Here is an 18,099-nt window from a genome sequence, read left to right as displayed (position 1 = left end):
CGCCGCCCGTCGGGTGACCTCAGCTGGCGGCCAGGATGCCGCCCAGGGCGCGCAGGTGGTCGCTCGCGCCGCCGAGGGCGAACTCGTTGTGCTTGGCGGCGGTGAAGTACTGGTTCACGATGTGGTCGCGGTCGATGCCGACGCCGCCGTGCACGTGTACGACGGTGTGGGCGATGCGGTGCCCCGCGTCGGCCGCCCAGTACTTGGCGGTGTGGATCTCGGCGGCGGCGTCCAGACCCTCGGCCAGTCGCCAGGCCGCCTGCTGCACGGCCAGGCGCACGCCCTGCACGTCGATGTAGGCGTCGGCGAGGCGCTGCGCCACCGCCTGGAAACTGCCGATCTTGCGGTTGAACTGCTCACGCTCGCGGGCGTATTCGGCCACCAGTTCCAGGCCGCGCTCCACCGTGCCGAGCTGCTGGGCGGCCAGGCCCAGCCAGGCGCGCTCCAGCAGCCAGGCCAGGATCTCCGGGCCCTGCTCCAGGGTGCCCACCAATTCCGCCGGGGCACCGGCCAATTCGACCTCCGCCTCGGGGGAGCGGTCGGTGACCAGCTGGTCGGCGAGGTGCACGGTGGGGTCGGCGGGATCGACCAGGAAGACGGCGGCCTGGCCGTTCACTGTGGCGGGCACCAGGATTCGCGCCGCCTGCCGGGCGAAGGGCACCGCGATCTTGACGCCGGACAGCCGCCAGGAGCCGTTCTCGTCGGCCGTGGTGACCGGTGTGGCGGGCTCCCAGTTGCGTTCCTCGCTCAGCGCCACGGTCAGGATGGTCTCGCCGGTTCCGGCGGTCGCGGCCAGTTCGCGCTGCTCCGGGGAGCCGAAGGCGGCCAGCGCGCCCGCACCGAGCACCGCCGACCACAGGTACGGCACCGCCGCGACCGACCTGCCGAGCTCACGCAGCACGGCGGTCTGCTCCAGCACGCCGAAATCGCTGCCGCCCACCGCTTCCGGCAGGGCCGCCGCCAGGACGCCGGTCTCGGCCAGCGACTTCCACAGCGCCGTGTCGAAGCGCACGGTGTCGTTGCCCTCGGCATCGGTGGCGCGGTCGAGTTCGCGCAGCCGGTCGGCGGTGACGAGTTTGCCGGTCACCTCGGCGGTGAGCCGGGCCAGATCCTGCTGCGCTTCGGTCAGGGTGAAATCCATGGGGGTACCTAGCTTTCCAATATCAACGCGTGGCCGGCGGCTGCCGCAGGGCGGTCATGGCGATGATGTCGCGCTGCACCTCGTTGGTGCCGCCGCCGAAGGTGAGGATCAGGCAGGCGCGGTGCATGCGCTCCAGCCGCCCGCGCAGCTGCGCGCCCGGCGAGTCCTGGCGCAGGTACGCCTGCGGTCCGAGCACCTCCATGAGCAGCCGGTACGCCTCGGTCGCCAGTTCGGTGCCGTACACCTTGCAGGTGGAGGCGTCCCACGGGCGCGGCGCGGCATCCCCACCCGCGTCGGCCCGGGAGGCGATCTCCCAGTTGAGCAGCTTCAGGTACTCCACCTTGGCGTGCACGCGCGCCAGATTTATCCGCACCCATTCCTGGTCGATGACGCGGGAACCGTTGGACGTCTTGGCCTCGCGCGCCCACTCGACGGTCTGCCGCACGGCCAGCGCCAGCGGGGCGGACGAGGTCAGCGCCACCCGCTCGTGATTGAGCTGGTTGGTGACCAGCGACCAGCCGCCGTTCTCCGGGCCGACCATTGCGCTGTGCGCGACCCGCACGTCCTGGTAGTAGGTGGCGCTGGTGTCCGGGCCGGCCATGGTGTGCACCGGGGTCCAGGAGAAGCCCTCGGCCGTGGTCGGCACGATGAACATCGAGATGCCCTTGTGCTTCTTGGCGTTCGGGTCGGTGCGCACGGCCAGCCAGATGTAGTCGGCGTAGGCGATGAGGCTGGTCCACATCTTCTGGCCGTTGATGATCCACTCGTCGCCGTCGCGGACCGCGGTGGTGCGCAGCGAGGCCAGATCGGTGCCCGCGCCGGGTTCGGAGTAGCCGATGGAGAAGTGCAGTTCGCCCGCGGCGATCTTGGGCAGGAAGAACTTCTTCTGCTCCTCGGTGCCGTAGTGCATGATGGTCGGCGCGACCGAGTTGATGGTCAGGAACGGCACCGGCGCGCCCGCGATGGCGGCCTCGTCGGTGAAGATCAGCTGATCCATGGTGGAGCGGTCCTGCCCGCCGTACTCCTTGGGCCAGCCCAGTGCCAGCCAGCCGTCGCGGCCCATCTCGGCGACGACCTCGCGATACACGTTGCCCTGGCCGTACTCGCCGGTCTGGGCCGACAGGGCTTCGCGTCGTTCCGGGGTGATCAGTCGAGCGAAGTACTCGCGCAGCTCGGCGCGCAGCTGTTCCTGCTCGGGCGTATACGCAATGCGCATAGTGCTACCTCATGCCTTCTTTCCAGCTTTCAGCGATCATTGCATAACTACTGAAACATGTTCCAGTATGGACCCTTGAAACCGGCCTTTCGGGTGTCCCGGCCCGGACACCCTTGTTAGGCTCGGCCCGTAGCTGTGGCAAAGGAGTTGGCTATGAAGGTCACCGTCGATCTCGACCAGTGCGAGGCGAACGGCATCTGTGTCGGAATCGCCCCCGACGTGTTCGATCTCGATGACGAGGACATCCTGCACATCACCGCCGCCGAGGTGCCGGCCGATCAGGAGGACGATGTTCGCACGGCCGTGGCGCAGTGCCCGAAGGCGGCCCTGAAACTTGTCTGAAACCATCCTTGCTAGCAAGGTGTAACACGTTCTAAAGTCTGCCCGGTGAGCGTTTCTGATGTGAGTCTTGCGGGCCGGGTTGCGATCGTGACCGGCGGCGGCGCCGGATTGGGCCGGGCCGAAGCCCTGGCCCTTGCCGGTGCCGGGGCGTCGGTCGTGGTGAACGATCTGGCCGAGAACGACGCGGTCAACGCTACCCTCGCCGATATCCGAGCGCTGGGCGCGAAGGCCGAATTCGTCGCGGGCAGCATCGCCGAGCGTGCCACCGCCGACGCGCTGATCCGCACCGCCGAGGAAGCCTTCGGCGGGGTGGACATCGTGGTCAACAATGCGGGCATCACCCGGGACCGCATGCTGTTCAACATGTCCGACGAGGATTTCGACGCCGTCGTCGCGGTGCACCTGCGCGGACACTTCCTGCTGACCCGCAATGCGGGCGCCTACTGGCGCGCCAAGTCCAAGGAGGCGGGCGCGCCCGTGTACGGGCGCATTGTCAATACCTCTTCCGAAGCCGGACTGCTCGGTCCGGAGGGGCAGGCGAACTACGGTGCGGCCAAGGCCGGTATCACCGCGCTGACCCTCTCGGCCTCGCGCGCACTGGCGCGCTTCGGCGTGACGGCCAATGCCATCGCCCCGCGGGCGCGCACCGCCATGACGGAGAACGTCTTCTCGGCCGCGCCGCAGGACGGGCCCGATCCGCTGTCCCCGGACCATGTCGCCCGGTTGGTGGCCTACCTCGCCTCCCCGGCGGCCGAGCTGATCTCCGGCCAGCTGTTCGTGGTGTACGGCCCGATGGTCGCGCTGATGGCCGCGCCGGTCGTCGAGCGGCGCTTCGATGCCGAGGGTGAGTGGACCGCGGCGGGACTCGCCGCGACACTCGGCGGGTATTTTGCCGAACGCCCTTCCGGCGCTACCTTTTCGGCGTCGTCGCTGATGGATCTGGACTGAGTTTCCCATAGCGGGGGTTACGTCCGGCCCCCGGTTGATCACACGATCAACTATTGGTAGGAATGGGGTTCAACGGTGTGGGACGCCTCACAAGGGCTGTCTCAGACACGAGCGCGATCCTGTAGTGAACAAGTTCTCGAGCGTCCAGATCCCACAGAGAAAAAGAGCAGTTCAAAACCTGCGAAAGCCTTACGCAGACCGAGTGAACGTGTTCTAATCATTCAGCGGGGCGTAGATCACATTCAGATCTCGTGCGCTATAAAGCAAGGCAGGGGCAGGAGGAAACGCGGGAATGAACGACGTTCTTGCCGTGCCGTTGCGGGCGGTCGGAGGGTTCTTCGAACTCGCCGGAAGCGTCGCTCGCGCCGCGGTACGGCCCCCATTTCAGCGCCGCGAATTCATCGAACAAGCGTGGTTCGTGGCCCGAGTATCGATCATCCCGACCCTGCTGGTGGCGATCCCGTTCACGGTGCTGGTCAGCTTCACGCTCAATATCCTGCTCCGGGAGATCGGCGCGGCCGACCTGTCCGGCGCGGGCGCGGCCTTCGGGTCCATCACCCAGGTCGGCCCGATGGTCACCGTGCTCATCGTGGCCGGGGCGGGAGCCACCGCCATCTGCGCGGATCTCGGCGCCCGCACCATCCGCGAGGAGATCGACGCCATGCGGGTGCTCGGCATCGATCCCATCCAACGCCTGGTGGTACCGCGCGTGCTCGCCTCCATGTTCGTGGCGGCACTGCTCAACGGCCTCGTCAGCACCATCGGCATTCTCGGCGGCTTCCTGTTCTCGGTCTTCCTGCAGGACGTCAATCCGGGCGCGTTCGTCAACGGCATCACGCTGCTGACGCACTTCCCGGAACTCGTCATCTCCGAAGTGAAGGCCACCCTGTTCGGGCTCGCGGCCGGACTGGTCGCCTGCTACCTGGGGCTGAACGTGAAGGGCGGCCCCAAGAGCGTGGGCGACGCGGTCAACCAGACCGTCGTCTTCTCCTTCATGGTGTTGTTCGTGGTCAACGTGGTCGTCACCGCGGTCGGCATCAAGTTCACGGCGCGGTGATCCGATGGCTTTCGTGATCGAATCCCGATTTCCGCGAATCACCAAGCGGGTCAGACGTGTCGGCGATGGCATCGACTCCGTCGGCAAGCACGCCGTGTTCTACGCGCAGTCGATCGCCTCGGTGCCGCGGGCGCTGGTGCACTACCGCACCGAGACCGTTCGGCTCATCGCCGAGATCTCCATGGGCACCGGCGCGCTCGCGGTCATCGGCGGCACCGTCGTGATCGTCGGCTTCCTGACCCTCGCCGCGGGCGGCACCATCGCCGTGCAGGGATACAGCTCTCTCGGCAATATCGGCGTCGAGGCGCTGACCGGCTTCTTCGCCGCGTTCATCAATGTGCGCATCGCGGCGCCGGTGATCTCGGGCATCGGCTTGGCGGCGACCCTGGGCGCGGGCACCACCGCGCAACTGGGCGCCATGCGGGTCTCCGAGGAGATCGACGCGTTGGAGGTCATGGCGATTCGACCGGTGCCCTTCCTGGTCGGCACCCGGATTCTCGCGGGCATCATCGCCATCATTCCGCTGTACTCACTCGCCGTGATCGCCTCCTTCATCGCGAGTCGCTTCGCGACCGTGGTGATCTACGGGCAGTCGGCGGGTGTCTACGACCACTACTTCGAAACCTTCCTGATTCCCAGCGACATTCTGTGGTCGTTCGCGCAGGCGATCTTCATGGCCTTGGCGGTCATGGCGATTCACACCTACTACGGCTTCCACGCCGCGGGTGGGCCGGTCGGCGTGGGAGTCGCCGTCGGCAACGCCGTGCGGGCCTCCCTGGTCGCGGTCGTCACCGTGACGCTGCTGATCTCGCTGGCCATCTACGGCACCTCCGGCAACTTCAATCTCTCCGGGTAGGGCGGCGACATGGCGCGTACGCGAAAACAACGAAGTCTCGACGAACCGTGGGTGGTCCGGCTGGCCGGACTGGGCATGGTGCTGGGTGTGGTGGCCGTGGTCACCGTCTGCCTGGTCATGTTCGCGGGCGGCTTCGAGAACACCGTGCGGGTGTCCGTCGAATCGCCGCGCAGCGGCCTGGTGCTCGACCCGGACGCCAAGGTCAAGATCCGCGGCGTGGAAATCGGCAGGGTCGCCGGTGTGCACGACACCGCCGACGGTGCGCGCATCGATCTCGAACTCGATCCGGACCAACTTCGGATGGTCCCCGCCAATGCCGTCGTGGATATTCGGTCCACCACGGTATTCGGCGCGAAATATATCAATTTCGTTGCGCCGCAGAATGCTTCGCTGGAACCTCTGCAACCCGGCGCGGTGGTGCGGGCGAGTTCGGTTACCGTCGAATTCAATACGCTGTTCCAGCATCTCAATGACGTGCTCGCGAAAATCGAGCCGGAGAAGCTGAATGCCACGTTGCAGGCCGTTGGTTCGGCATTGCAGGGTCGCGGCGAGAAGATCAACCAGTTGCTCGTCGACAGTGAGGCGTTCCTGCGCGACATCAACCCCTCACTGCCCACCCTGCAGGAGGATCTGCGCAAGACCACACAGGTCACCGGCCTCTACGCCGACACCGTGCCGGATCTGCTGCGCACCACCGACAATCTGGTGGTCACCGGCGGCACGCTGGCCGAGCGGTCCGGGGACCTGGATCTGGTGCTCACCAACATCATCGGACTGGCCGACACCGCCACCCCGATCCTGAACGAGACGGAATCGCCGCTGGTGGAAGCGCTTCGACTGCTGCACCCGGTCACCGACACCCTGTACGAGTACCGCACCGCGGTGTCCTGCGTCGTCAACGGCCTCGGCCCGCTGATGCCGCTCTACGGTGAGATCTTCGGCGGTCGCTACCCGGCGGTCTCCATGAACGCCAGCCTGATGCCCGCCGGTGAGCCCTACAAGTACCCGGAGGATCTGCCCAAGGTGAACGCCACCGGCGGACCGCACTGTGCGGACGTCACCGGTTGGGAGACCGGCGACAAGGCCAACTACCTGGTCACCGACACCTCGGAGGGGCATGTCTGGCAGCCGCCGACCCAGCCGAGTCTCAATGAGGGCACCGTCTTCGAATTGTTGTTCGCCGGATTGCCGGGGGTGAAGTAGTGGCGCGGTTCAGGCCGGATGCGGTCACCGTCAAACTCGGGCTGTTCACCCTGGTGATGGTGTTGATCCTGGGCATGCTCGGCGTGGTGTTCAGCCAGATGCGGTTCTCCCGCGAGTACGCCTACAACGCCGTGTTCACCAGCTCGTCGGGCATGCTGCCGGGCGCGAAGGTGCGCATCGCCGGAGTGCCGGTCGGCTCGGTGACCTCGGTGAGAGTGGGCGAGGACAATCTGGCCCACGTCGAATTCGACGTGGACCGCAAGTACCGGCTCTACCAGAGCACCACCGCCGCCATCCGCTACGAGAACCTGGTCGGCGACCGGTACCTGGAGCTGCTGGAGGGTCCCGGCACGGCGGAGGTGATGCGGGAGGGCGCGACCATGGGCACCGATCGCACCAAGCCCGCACTGGATCTGGACATGCTGCTGGGCGGGATGAAGCCCCTGCTGCGCGGTCTGGATCCGGCGCAGATCAACGATCTCACCGAGGCGCTGCTGCAGATCTTCCAGGGCCAGGGCGGCACCCTGGTGTCGCTGCTGAACAGCTCCGGTTCCTTCGCCAAGACGCTGTCCGAGCGAGATGCCCTGATCGGCAGTGTGATCGAGAATCTGAAGACGGTATTGGCCACCATCGACGATCGTGATCGGGAATTCGCTACCACGCTGGACGAATTGCAGCGGCTGGTCAGCGGTCTGGCCGCCGACAAGGACCCCATCGGGGACGCCATCCCCCGAATCGCCGGGGCGACAGGTGATCTCACCGGTCTGCTCACCCAGGCCCGGCCGGATCTCAAGGAGACCATCAACCAGCTGGGTCGTACCGCCACGAGCATCGACGATCAATCCGGCGATATCGAATGGATCATCCAGAACCTGCCGGACGCCTACAAGAAGCTGGTGCGCATCGGCTCCTACGGATCGTTCCTGAACATCTACGTCTGCGGCACCGACTTCCTGGTCGACGGCCCCGACGGCAATCCGCTGTTCCTCAAACTGCCCGGCGCGCAGACCACCGGGAGGTGTGCGAAGTGAACGGACAGCGCTCATCGGTGATCAATGTGGGCATCGTCGGCATCGTGCTGGCGGTCACCGTCTCACTGGCCTCGCTCCAGTTCGACCGATTGCCGTTCCTGGCCTCCGGCATCCAGTACACCGCCCACTTCGGCGACGCGGGCGGCCTGGTGCCCGGCGACCAGGTCCAGGTGGCGGGCGTGCGGTCCGGCCGGGTGGAGGACGTGCGGCTGGACGGCGCGCGGGTACTCGTGCGATTCAGCATCGACGGGGACATCACGCTGGGGGACCGGACCAGCGCCGCCATCAAGACCAATACGGTGCTCGGCCGCAAATCCCTCGAGGTCACCCCGGCCGGTACCGGCCGCCTGCGCATGGACGAGCCGATTCCCTTGGCGCGCACCACCTCTCCGTACTCGCTCAACGACGCGCTGGGCGAGCTCGCCACCACCGTGCACGGCCTGGACATGGAGCAGGTGAACACCACGCTCGACGCGCTGTCGGAGACCTTCGCCGATACGCCCGCGCCGTTGCGGTCGGCCCTGGACGGCATCACCGCCCTGTCGCGCAGCATCAACACCCGCGACCAGGCGCTCACCGAACTGCTGAGCAAGGCCCAGGGCGTCACCCAGGTGCTGTCCGATCGGGCCGCCAAGATCAGCGCCCTGCTCGTCGACGGCAACCAGCTGCTCGGCGAGCTGGACGCCCGGCGGGCCGCGCTCGGCCAGCTGATCCAGTACGTCAACCAACTGGCCCAGCAGCTCACCGGATTCGTCAACGACAACGAGGCCCAGCTGCGACCCACGCTGGACCGGCTGAACTCGGTGCTGGGGCTGCTGCAACGCAACGAGCAGAACCTCTCCGACGCCCTCGACGCCCTCGGACCCTACGCGGGCGCGCTTGGCGAGCAGGTGGGCGGCGGCCCGTACTTCCAGGCATACATCTCCAACGCGACCAGCAAGGGATTGCAGCCGCTGGTCGACGCCCTGGTGTGGCCCGAACATCTGCCCGAGGACCTGCGCTCCTACCTCGACAACAGCCCGCAGCAGCCTCCCGGCCTGTATCCCGCACTGACGGAGCCCGGAAAATGAACGCACTGAAGAACGTCGGACAGCTGCCACGGTGGACGTGGGGCGTCGCCCTGGTCGCGCTGATCGCGGTGGCCGGCGCGCTCGCGTACCCGGCGGTGAGCCGGATCGGCAAAACCCAGATCACCGCGCACTTCCCGTCCACCAGCGGTCTGTACGCCGGTGACCAGGTGCGGGTGCTCGGCGTGCGGGTCGGCACCATCGATTCCGTCGATCCGGGCGCCGAGCGGGTCACGGTGCGGATGACCATCGACCGGGGGGTGGACCTGCCCGCCGACGCCAAGGCCGTCATCGTGTCGCCCTCGCTGGTGTCGGCGCGGTTCATCCAGCTGGCCCCGGCCTACACCGGCGGCGACAAGCTGGCCGACGGCGGGACCATCCCGATCGAGCGCACCGCCATTCCGGTGGAATGGGACGACATCAAAACCGAACTGTCCAAGCTGGCGACAACCCTCGGACCGGTGGGCGATGACGAGCAGGGCTCCTTCGGCCGGTTCGTCGACACCGCCGCCGACAATCTCGACGGCAACGGCGAGGCGTTCCGCGATACCCTGCGGGAGCTGTCCAGCGCGCTGACCACGCTGTCCGACGGCCGCACCGATCTGTTCGCCACCATTCGCAACCTGCAGCAGTTCGTGGACGTGCTGTCCAAGAGCAACGACCAGATCGTGCAGTTCGGTGGGCGGCTCGCCTCGGTCTCCTCGGTGCTGGCCGGAGTGTCCACCGATCTCGGTGCGGGACTGGAGAACCTGGACATCGCGGTCGCGGATGTGCAGCGGTTCATCGACGCCCGCGGCGGCGCGCTGACCGAGAGCGTGCAGCGGCTCAGCGAGGTGACCCAGCTGCTGGTGGACAAACGGCCCGAGGTGGAGCGGGTGCTGCACTCCGGCCCCACCGCCCTGGTCAACTTCTATCAGATCTACAAACCGGCCCAGGGGTCGCTGACCGGCTATCCGGTGCTCACCAACTTCGCCGACCCGATCAGCTTCCTGTGCGGGTCGGTCGAGGCGCTGGAAACCAACGACTCCGACAAGAGCGCGGACCTGTGCGCGACCATGCTCGGCCCGGTGCTGAACAACATGGCCATGAACTATCCGCCGCTCATGCTCAGCACGCCGACCAATGCGACCGCCTATCCGGAGCAGCTGGTGTACAGCACGCCGGAGGTCGAGGCCGCGGCCGGCGGGGTCACGGTGCCGAGCAGCATCGCCGAACTGGCCGTTCCGGGAGGCAACTGATGATGCGCATCCTCGGCCGCACCCGAATGGCGGGCATGGCGATCGGAGTCGCTGTCGCCCTGGGCGCCACCGGATGTCAGTGGGACGGCCTGAACTCGCTGCCCATGCCGGGTGCGGAGGGCACCGGCGCGGGCGCGTGGGAGGTCAAGATCCAGATGCCGAATGTCACGACGCTGACCCGCAATTCGCCGGTCCGCGTCCACGATGTCGCGGTCGGCTCGGTGACCGGCATCGAGGTGGAGGGCTGGCACGCGCTGGTCACCGTGAGCCTCGAGCAGGATGTGAAGCTGCCCGCGAACGCCACGGCCAAGATCGGTCAGACCAGCCTGCTCGGCAGCAACCATCTCGAACTGGCCGCGCCGACCGACGTTCCGGCACAGGGCGAATTGCGGCCCGGTGACGTCATCCCGCTGGAGCGGGCGGGCGCGTACCCGACCACCGAGCAGACGCTGTCCTCGCTCTCGGTGGTGCTCAACGGCGGCGGCATCAGCCAGCTGGAGACCATCACCAAGGAACTGAACACCGCGCTGAGCACCGACACCGAAGCCATCCGCGAACTGCTGCCGCAGCTGAACACGCTCGTCACCTCGCTCGACGCGCAGACCAACGACATCATCGCCGCCATGGGCGGACTGGATCGGTTCGCCGGAATCCTGGCGCAGCAACAGGATCAGGTGGTCGCGGCCATCGAGAACATCCATCCGGCGCTGACCGTGCTCGCCGACCGCCGGGAGAACATCACCCATGCGCTGACCGCGCTGGGTGGGCTCAGCGACGTGGTGTCGCGCATCGTGGACAACGGCGGTGATCACCTCACCGCCGAGCTGGCCAATCTCTGGCCGCTGCTACAGGAGATCGCCGATACCGGCACGAATCTCAGTGCGGCGCTGGACATGCTGCTCACCTTCCCGTTCTCGCTGAAGAACCTGGACGGCGCGGTGCGCGGCGACTACCTCAATGTGAAGATCACCTACGATCTCACCGCGGCGCGGCTGTCCAAGAACTTCCTCACCGGAACGCCGCTCGGTCCGCGCTTCGGCGGCGTCGAGGGTGCGCTCGGACAGCTGGGCGGCACCCCCGGCGAGCCGGTCGACCCGCGTACCGCGCCACTGAACCCCCGGCCGGAGTCGCAGGCACCCGAGCCGAGTATTCCCGGGCTGCCGCCGATTCCGGGGCTGCCCGCTATTCCGGGGCTCACCGTGCCGCAGGGGAGTGGACAGTGAAACTCACGCGCTTCGTCAAGATCCAGCTGGTCATCTTCTCGGTGCTGACGGTCATCGGCATCACCGTGATGAGCGGTACGTACGTGCAACTGCCCGCCATGGTCGGCATCGGCCGCTACGACGTGACGGTGCGACTGGCCGCGACCGGCGGGCTGTACGAGAACGCCAATGTGACCTATCGCGGTACGACCGTCGGCGAGGTGACGGCGGTGCGGCTGACGCCGGAGGGCGTGAACGCCGAACTCTCGATCGACAGCGACTACAAGATCCCCGCCGACGTGGACGCCTGGGTGCGCAGCGTGTCGGCGGTCGGCGAGCAGTACGTGGACCTGCTTCCGGCCGAGAACACCACGGGCGGCACCCTGTCCGACGGCTCGGTCATCCCGGTGGAACGCACGAAACTGCCGCAGGACGTCGGCACGCTGCTCGAACAGACCGATCGGCTGCTGAACAGCGTCGCCGACACCAAGCTGCGGCAGGTCATCGACGACGCCTTCCGGGCGTTCAACGGTGCCGGGCCGGATCTGCAGCGCTTCCTCGACTCCGCTTCCCTGCTCGTCCAGGAGGCGCGGAACAACTCCGAGGCCACCAAGGCCCTGATCGATCAGATCGGCCCGCTGCTGGACACCCAGATCGAATCCGATGCCGCGATCCGATCGTGGACCGCGGATCTGGCCACGCTGACCGATCAACTGCGCGAACACGATCCGGCGCTGCGCAATGTGCTCAGCAAGACCCCGGGCGCGGCCACCAGCGCCACCCGGCTCTTCCAGGACCTGAATCCGACGCTGCCGCTGCTCGCACGCAATCTCGCCAGCGTCGCACAGGTCAGCTACATCTACGATCCGGGCGTCGAACAGCTGCTGGTCGTCTTCCCGCCGCTGGTCGGAGCGCTGCTGACGGTCGCGCTCAACGGTCCGCTCGAGTACGGGGCCATGGTCGACTTCATGGTCAGCGTCAACGACCCGCAGGGCTGTACCACCGGCTTCCTGCCCGCCGATCAGCGGCGTTCGGCCGCACTGCGGGATGCGCCGGACACCCCGGGCGGGCTGTACTGCAAGGTCTCGCAGGATGCGCCGTTCGCGGTTCGCGGAATCCGCAACACCCCCTGCATGGAGGTTCCCGGCAAGCGCGCGCCCACCCCGGAACTCTGCCGGGATCCGCGGGGATTCGTGCCGCTGGGCGACAATCCGCCCTTCGGCCCGCCGAATCCGGTGGCGCCGTCGGGCGATGCCGGTGAGCAGCCGCAGGGCGGTGCGCCCGGCGCTCCGGCCGGCGCGACCCAACCGGCGTCGGTCGAGACGCGGTCGTACGATCCGCGTACCGGGACCGTGCTCGGACCCGACGGCCGCATGTACCGTCAGGCCAATATCGGACCGGACGGCTCCGGGGTGATCCCGACGAGTCTGACAGCGATGGTGCAGGAGCAGATGCGATGAGTGATACCGGTGGGGTGACGAACCGAAACCGGCGGCGCGCGGTGCGCTCGGAGGGGCCGCCGCCGGAAGCGGCGGCCGGCACCTCACGGGTGCCCGAGGCCACCGCGTCGGCAGCGGGCGGGACCGTCGAGGCGACGGCCACCGTCGAACTCGGCAAGCCTGAAGAGACCACGGCCACCGAACCCGTGGCGCGCGACGGGCAGACCGAGTCGGCCGAACCGTTGACCGCCCAGCCGGTGCTGCTCGACAAGGCCGCGGAAGGCGATGGGGCCGAATCGGTTCCGCAGCCACCCGCCGCGGCGGACGCGGTTTCCCCGGGTCCGTCCGCGCCGACGACCGTCGCGTCCGAGGGGCCCGCAGCTCCTTCGGCCGCGGGCGTCGGTTGGCAGCGGATCGTGGCGGTGGCCGCGGTGCTGCTGGCCGTGGTGCTCATGGGCGGCACCGGCTACCTCGTGCACCTGCGCGGTGAGATCGCCGCGGACAACGCCCTGCGCGCCGACTACGTGCAGACGGCCAAGCAGGCCATGCTCAACATCACCAATATCAGTGCCGATACCGCCTCCGACGACATCAAGCGGGTGCTCGAGGTGACCTCGGGTGAGCTGGCCGCCGAATACGACCAGCGCAAGGACGATTACGCCGGAATCGTGCAGAAGGCGGAGGTGCGCGCCAAGGGCGAGGTCATCGACGCCGCCATCGAGAGCTCCGATGATCACTCCGCCATCGTGCTGGTGGCCGTCAAGCAGACCCTCACCAATGCCGGTGCGGAAGGGCCGCAGCAGCGGCAGTTCCGGTTCCGGGTGACCATCGCCCACACCGACAAGGGTTTGGCCGCGACGCGGATGGAGATGGTGATATGAGCGCGCGATCGCGTGACCGCTACCTGCTGATCGGCGCCTGCCTGCTGCTCGTCGCCGCCGTGGCGGTCGGCTCCTGGGTGGGTTACGGGTACCTGCGGGATCAGCGGGCCGAACAGGCTCGGGAGGATTCGCTGGTGGTTGCCCGCCGTGCGGTGGAGGGCATGTTCGGCTACAACTTCAAGACCATCGACACCCAGATGGCCGAGGTCACCGAGGATATGACCGATGACTTCAAGGCCGACTGGAAGAAGGTGACCGAAACCGTTCTCGCGCCGGGCGCGAAGGAGAAGGAACTCGTGGTGCAGGCCACCGTGACCGGCAGCGGCGTGATCAGGGCCGAGGCCGACCACACCGAGGTCATGATCTTCCTGAACCAGCGCAGCACCGGCAAGGATCCCGCCAAGGGCACCTACGACGCCAGCCGCCTGAAGGTGCAACTGGACCGCGAGGACGGTCGCTGGCTGGTGGCCGACGTCGACCCGATCTAGAGTGCTGAGGTCAGCGAAAGACCTTAGGACTCAGGAAGATCGCGTGGGCAAGACACAGCAGCCGCAGTGGACCGCGGCCGACATACCGGATCTGCACGGCCGCGTCGCCGTCGTCACCGGAGCCAGTGCCGGACTCGGCGTGGCCACGGCCTTCCTGCTCGCCGACAGCGGGGCGCACGTGGTGCTGGCCTGTCGCAATCTCGACAAGGCCGAGTTGGTGGCCGATTCCATTCGCGTCGGCGCACCCGATGCCGAATTGTCGCTGGTGGAACTGGATCTCGCCGCGCAGGCATCGGTGCACGCGGCGGCGCGGCAGCTTCGCGACCGGTTCGCGCACATCGATCTGCTGATCAACAACGCGGGCACCGCCGCCATGCGGCCGGAGCGCACCGAGGACGATTTCGAAATCACCATCGCCACCAATCATCTCGGCCACTTCGCGCTCACCGGCCTGCTGCTCGACCGCCTGCTTGCCGCGCCCGCCGCCCGGGTCGTATCGGTCACCAGCGGCGCGTTCGGCAAGTCCATGGACGCCGTGGACGTCGACGACCTGTTCTTCGAGCGCCGGGACTACCGCGGCCTGCACGCCTACGCGCAGTCCAAACTGGCGGTGCAGCTCTTCATCGCCGAATTGCAGCGCCGCCTCAACGGCACCGACGCCAGGCTGGTCGCGGCAATGGCGAATCCCGGTGTCGCCCAATCCGATTTCGAACAGAATCTGGGCCCGGTCGTCCGCTTCCTGTCCCGCCCGGCCTTCAAGTGGTTCTTCGATTCGCTGAAGCAGACCCCCGAGATGGGCGCGCTGCCCACGCTGCGGGCGGCCGTAGACCCGAGCGTGCGCGGCGGCGAGTTCTTCGGCCCGACGGGCCGCTTCAAGGGCTACCCGATCCGCAAGCCGCCCACCCCGGGAGCCGACGACCCGGAACTCGCGGCGCGGCTGTGGGAGAAGTCCGAGCAACTCACCGGCGTCAGCTTCCGCTTCTCCGAATCGGTCGGCGATCTGGAGACGGGTTACTCCGTCGGCTAGCGGGCGTGCTACCGCTCGGCGATGATCGCCATTCCAGCTACCTCGGTCGGCGTTGCCGCCGGGGCGAGGCCGCTGACCGCGATTCCGTACAGTCCGGTGGTAGCGCCTTCCTCGAATCGAACCTCGGCACCGGGAAGAGTCACCGTCGAGCCGCTGACGGGGCACCCGAGGAACTCCGCGAGCAGGCGGGCATCGGCCTCCGGTTCGGTGCTGCGGGCCAGCACGGCGACCAGATCGGGGGAGTCGTCGGCGTGGACGCCCTCGGCCGCCCGATGCTCGGCGCGCATGCGGGCGATCTCGGCACGCGGCGGGTCATAGGTGATGAAGAAGGGAAAGAACGCGGGCGCGTCGCGGACGAACACCTCGACGAAGCCCACGCCCTGCTCCTCGAAGCGCACCTCGATGTCGTCGACCGCGTATCCCGCCGCGCGCAACCGGGCCGCGGTCGCCCGCGCGTCCGGCACGTCCACCGCGAAGGTCAATGGACCGGGCGCGGACAGCGCGTCGATCGCGGGCCTGAGGATCGCCAGGCTCCCCGCGTACTTGGAGGTGGCCACGGCGTCCCAGTCATCCACCGTGGCGAGTTCGACGTAGCGCTCGTCGTCGACGCCCCAGACGGCATTGCGAAACCCCGGCATCGCGAGCGCATCCCGGACCGGGAAGCCACCATCCCGATAGGACGCCATCGCGGCGTCGATGTCGTCCACCCAGTGAATGAAATGGTCGAAGGCGACCGCGTGCTCTGACATGGGCTCTCCCGAACAACGACAGCAAGTTAGGTGATCCTAACTCAATGTTGTCCCGATCGGGCGGGTCTCGATCACCTGCAAATCCGCCCGCACGGAATCCGCGGCGACGCCGTCGACGAGGTACGAGATGCCACGAATGGTCAGCACGCACTTCATTGTGGTGGAATTCGATCGCGTCCGGACCGGTGTTTGCACCGGACGACTACCGCCGCCGTCGGCTGTCCGCGACAGCGGTCGTGTACAGCTCGGTGGTCAGCTGGTCGTCGCCCACACCGAGATCCGCGAGTGCATCACGCAGATCCGCCAGCGCATGCGGCAGCTCGTCCTGACCGGACACCTGCGTCTCCAACTCCAGGAAGACGCCGTCTATCTCGGGGACCATCACCACGGTGGCGATCATCTGCCGCCCGGCCATTGTGAAGGTGTAGTTCTCGCAGTCCTTCGTGAAGGCGATTCTCGGGCGGTACCCGAGGCGGACGATGATCGACTCGGCCGCGTCGCGGTCTTCGATCACGGTCTCGTGCTCGGGTTTCGAGCCGGTTTCCGGGTCGACCGTCGCGTCCTTGAATGTCAGCACGTGCTTCGAACCGCGATCGCCGACGATTGTTCGGAGCCGTAACTCTCGGTCGGACTTGGTCAACAACTCGTCGGGTTGGTCGAAGTAGACGTCGTGATATCGGACCACGTCGGGCGTCGCGAGGCGCTCGAGCCGCCGACGAACGGAATCGACGTCGAGCAGGCGCGCCTTGAATTCGGCTTCGATCAGCTGGTCAGGTTCCGTCGTCTGTTGATCAGCTCGTTCACACGTCCTCGCGACATTCCCAAGGCCATGGCCAGACGATGCTGGCTCGCGCCAGTGTGCTGTTGAACCGTGTGGAGCAGCGCTGCGATGTCTCGTCGGCCCAGCATCGTCCGAGTCTGATCGCGATCCCACACAGCTGGTGGAACGGCGATCGAAGCGAGCACGTCCGCTGCCATTTCACTCCCATGCTGCCCGTAGGAAGCGTCGACTATCTCACGATGAGATTACCAGGTCGGCAGCTGAGATCCCCGCGTGTAATTGCCTGTTCATCAGCCGATTTGGCCTACTTCAGGAGTTCTGACGGGTCGATCACTGTAGATGCGGAGAGGTGGCCATGGAGCATTCACGGTTGTATCTGTTCCCGGGCGGCGTACTGGAGTTGCGCAGCACCGGAACCGAGCCGGACGACAGGCGAGGGGTCCTGGCGTTCAACGGCCCCCAGGGCCGCACGGACCACTACGAGCAGAGGCAGACGATGGGCCATCGGCCAACGGCATTGGGGTACTCGAGGACCGATGTATCCGGTCGTAGCCTGTTGTCGGATCAGAGTCGAATTCGGCAGCTCGCAGCCCGCCTCGGCTACGACTTCGCCGACATGGTCGTCCACGACCCGAAGTTCGGCCGCCCGCCACTGGCACGGCTGAAGGCGCAGGTGACCCGCTTGGACGCGGAGGCGGTCATAGTCCCGGGACCGGAGCACTTCGAGGGCGGGCGTATACCCGACTCCCTGGTGGAGCGGGTGGACGTGGTTACCGTGACACCTGAGGAGACCCACGCGCGCTAGCGCCGCGTAGCGGCCTGTTGGAGCCCCCTGTCGGGATTGAACCGACGACCTTTCGCTTACAAGGCGAGTGCTCTACCACTGAGCTAAGGAGGCGGGAAAGCGGGGACATCATAACTGGATGGACCGGCTGCGCGGAAACCGGTTCCAGCTGGGATGCCCAAGCACGAGAACGGCTACCGAACCGGCCGCATGCCACGCGAAGTGTCATGCGGCCGCATCCGGTTCAACCGTTTCTGCGCGGGTAACCCTGTATCCCTCATGGTGCGGCGCTCGGTGCGAGCGCCGCCGTGGCTGTTCGCCGACTGTCAGGACTGAGCGGCCTGACGGGCCGCGTCATCTGCCGCCATGGCGTCGCGCAGGCTCTTCGGACGCATATCCGTCCAGTTCTTCTCGACGTACTCGACGCAGGCGGCGCGGCTGTCCTCGCCGAACACGACTCGCCACCCGGCCGGGACCTCGGCGAAAGCCGGCCACAGGGAGTGCTGTTCCTCGTCGTTGACCAGGACGAAGAACCGGCCGTCTTCGTCGTCGAAGGGATTGGTGCTCATTTCACCTCACTGGATACTGGCGCTGTGTACGGGAACGCTGGTGGAACGCGCTCCGCTCGGTTGTCAGCCACGAGCGTCGA

General features: G+C 67.2%; 19 protein-coding genes and 1 tRNA gene. 14 read left to right on the top strand and 6 right to left on the bottom strand.

Annotated features, from left to right (window positions below; all coding sequences use genetic code 11):
* Positions 1–19 precede the first annotated feature (19 nt).
* A complete protein-coding gene (locus QMO76_RS24805; RefSeq protein ID WP_306363729.1) occupies positions 20–1,141 on the bottom strand; it encodes an acyl-CoA dehydrogenase family protein in 1,122 nt (373 codons plus the stop codon).
* Positions 1,142–1,163: 22 nt separating this feature from the next.
* The gene (locus tag QMO76_RS24800) at positions 1,164–2,357 is read right to left on the bottom strand and encodes an acyl-CoA dehydrogenase family protein (protein ID WP_306363728.1); all 1,194 of its coding nucleotides are present in this window, start codon (positions 2,355–2,357) and stop codon (positions 1,164–1,166) included.
* 153 nt (positions 2,358–2,510) lie between these two features.
* On the opposite strand from QMO76_RS24800, the gene QMO76_RS24795 reads away from it, so the two are divergent.
* The 13 genes from QMO76_RS24795 (at position 2,511) to QMO76_RS24735 (ending at position 15,136) form a co-directional block, all read left to right on the top strand.
* Complete coding sequence (locus QMO76_RS24795; RefSeq protein WP_029925417.1) at positions 2,511–2,699, top strand: ferredoxin; 189 nt, start codon at positions 2,511–2,513, stop codon at positions 2,697–2,699.
* 45 nt (positions 2,700–2,744) lie between these two features.
* Positions 2,745–3,647 (top strand): 3-oxoacyl-ACP reductase, encoded by a 903-nt coding sequence (locus tag QMO76_RS24790; protein WP_306363727.1) that lies wholly within the window; start codon positions 2,745–2,747, stop codon positions 3,645–3,647.
* Between the two features lie 292 nt (positions 3,648–3,939).
* A complete protein-coding gene (locus tag QMO76_RS24785) occupies positions 3,940–4,704 on the top strand; it encodes an ABC transporter permease (RefSeq protein WP_029925419.1) in 765 nt (254 codons plus the stop codon).
* Between the two features lie 4 nt (positions 4,705–4,708).
* Entirely contained in the window at positions 4,709–5,560 is an 852-nt protein-coding gene (locus QMO76_RS24780; protein ID WP_306363726.1) for an ABC transporter permease, read from the top strand.
* Between the two features lie 9 nt (positions 5,561–5,569).
* The gene (locus QMO76_RS24775) at positions 5,570–6,763 is read left to right on the top strand and encodes an MCE family protein (protein WP_306363725.1); all 1,194 of its coding nucleotides are present in this window, start codon (positions 5,570–5,572) and stop codon (positions 6,761–6,763) included.
* A 56-nt stretch (positions 6,764–6,819) separates the two neighbouring features.
* Positions 6,820–7,794, top strand: a complete 975-nt coding sequence (locus tag QMO76_RS24770; RefSeq protein ID WP_372342078.1) for an MCE family protein — start codon at positions 6,820–6,822, stop codon at positions 7,792–7,794.
* On the top strand, positions 7,791–8,864 hold the full coding sequence (locus QMO76_RS24765; RefSeq protein ID WP_306363723.1) for an MCE family protein: 1,074 nt from the start codon (positions 7,791–7,793) through the stop codon (positions 8,862–8,864). Before QMO76_RS24770 ends, QMO76_RS24765 begins: the two co-directional genes overlap by 4 nt.
* On the top strand, positions 8,861–10,099 hold the full coding sequence (locus QMO76_RS24760; RefSeq protein WP_306363722.1) for an MCE family protein: 1,239 nt from the start codon (positions 8,861–8,863) through the stop codon (positions 10,097–10,099). Before QMO76_RS24765 ends, QMO76_RS24760 begins: the two co-directional genes overlap by 4 nt.
* Positions 10,099–11,322, top strand: a complete 1,224-nt coding sequence (locus QMO76_RS24755; protein WP_372342068.1) for an MCE family protein — start codon at positions 10,099–10,101, stop codon at positions 11,320–11,322. The genes QMO76_RS24760 and QMO76_RS24755 overlap by 1 nt, the downstream gene beginning before the upstream one ends.
* Complete coding sequence (locus QMO76_RS24750) at positions 11,319–12,761, top strand: MCE family protein (protein ID WP_306363721.1); 1,443 nt, start codon at positions 11,319–11,321, stop codon at positions 12,759–12,761. Before QMO76_RS24755 ends, QMO76_RS24750 begins: the two co-directional genes overlap by 4 nt.
* Positions 12,758–13,621, top strand: a complete 864-nt coding sequence (locus QMO76_RS24745; protein WP_306363720.1) for a hypothetical protein — start codon at positions 12,758–12,760, stop codon at positions 13,619–13,621. Before QMO76_RS24750 ends, QMO76_RS24745 begins: the two co-directional genes overlap by 4 nt.
* A complete protein-coding gene (locus QMO76_RS24740; RefSeq protein WP_306363719.1) occupies positions 13,618–14,109 on the top strand; it encodes a h domain protein in 492 nt (163 codons plus the stop codon). The genes QMO76_RS24745 and QMO76_RS24740 overlap by 4 nt, the downstream gene beginning before the upstream one ends.
* A gap of 43 nt (positions 14,110–14,152) precedes the next feature.
* The gene (locus tag QMO76_RS24735) at positions 14,153–15,136 is read left to right on the top strand and encodes an oxidoreductase (RefSeq protein ID WP_306363718.1); all 984 of its coding nucleotides are present in this window, start codon (positions 14,153–14,155) and stop codon (positions 15,134–15,136) included.
* Positions 15,137–15,144: 8 nt separating this feature from the next.
* Here the strand turns inward: QMO76_RS24735 and QMO76_RS24730 are convergent, their stop codons facing one another.
* Together QMO76_RS24730 and cyaB are read right to left on the bottom strand one after the other, a co-directional pair.
* Entirely contained in the window at positions 15,145–15,885 is a 741-nt protein-coding gene (locus tag QMO76_RS24730) for a VOC family protein (RefSeq protein ID WP_306363717.1), read from the bottom strand.
* Positions 15,886–16,087: 202 nt separating this feature from the next.
* Entirely contained in the window at positions 16,088–16,819 is a 732-nt protein-coding gene (gene cyaB, locus QMO76_RS24725; protein WP_306363716.1) for a class IV adenylate cyclase, read from the bottom strand.
* A 202-nt stretch (positions 16,820–17,021) separates the two neighbouring features.
* Here cyaB and QMO76_RS24720 point away from each other — a divergent pair, with 202 nt between their 5' ends.
* On the top strand, positions 17,022–17,471 hold the full coding sequence (locus QMO76_RS24720; protein WP_306363715.1) for a hypothetical protein: 450 nt from the start codon (positions 17,022–17,024) through the stop codon (positions 17,469–17,471).
* Positions 17,472–17,489: 18 nt separating this feature from the next.
* Here the strand turns inward: QMO76_RS24720 and QMO76_RS24715 are convergent.
* Positions 17,490–17,564: transfer RNA gene (locus QMO76_RS24715), tRNA-Thr, on the bottom strand.
* A 212-nt stretch (positions 17,565–17,776) separates the two neighbouring features.
* On the bottom strand, positions 17,777–18,019 hold the full coding sequence (locus QMO76_RS24710; RefSeq protein WP_019931522.1) for an MbtH family protein: 243 nt from the start codon (positions 18,017–18,019) through the stop codon (positions 17,777–17,779).
* Positions 18,020–18,099 lie beyond the last annotated feature (80 nt).

The sequence above is a fragment of the Nocardia sp. CC227C genome (assembly GCF_030767025.1).
Taxonomy (GTDB): Bacteria; Actinomycetota; Actinomycetes; order Mycobacteriales; family Mycobacteriaceae; genus Nocardia.
Note: the sequence above shows the minus strand (reverse complement) of the source record. Positions and strands in the feature narration are given on the sequence as shown.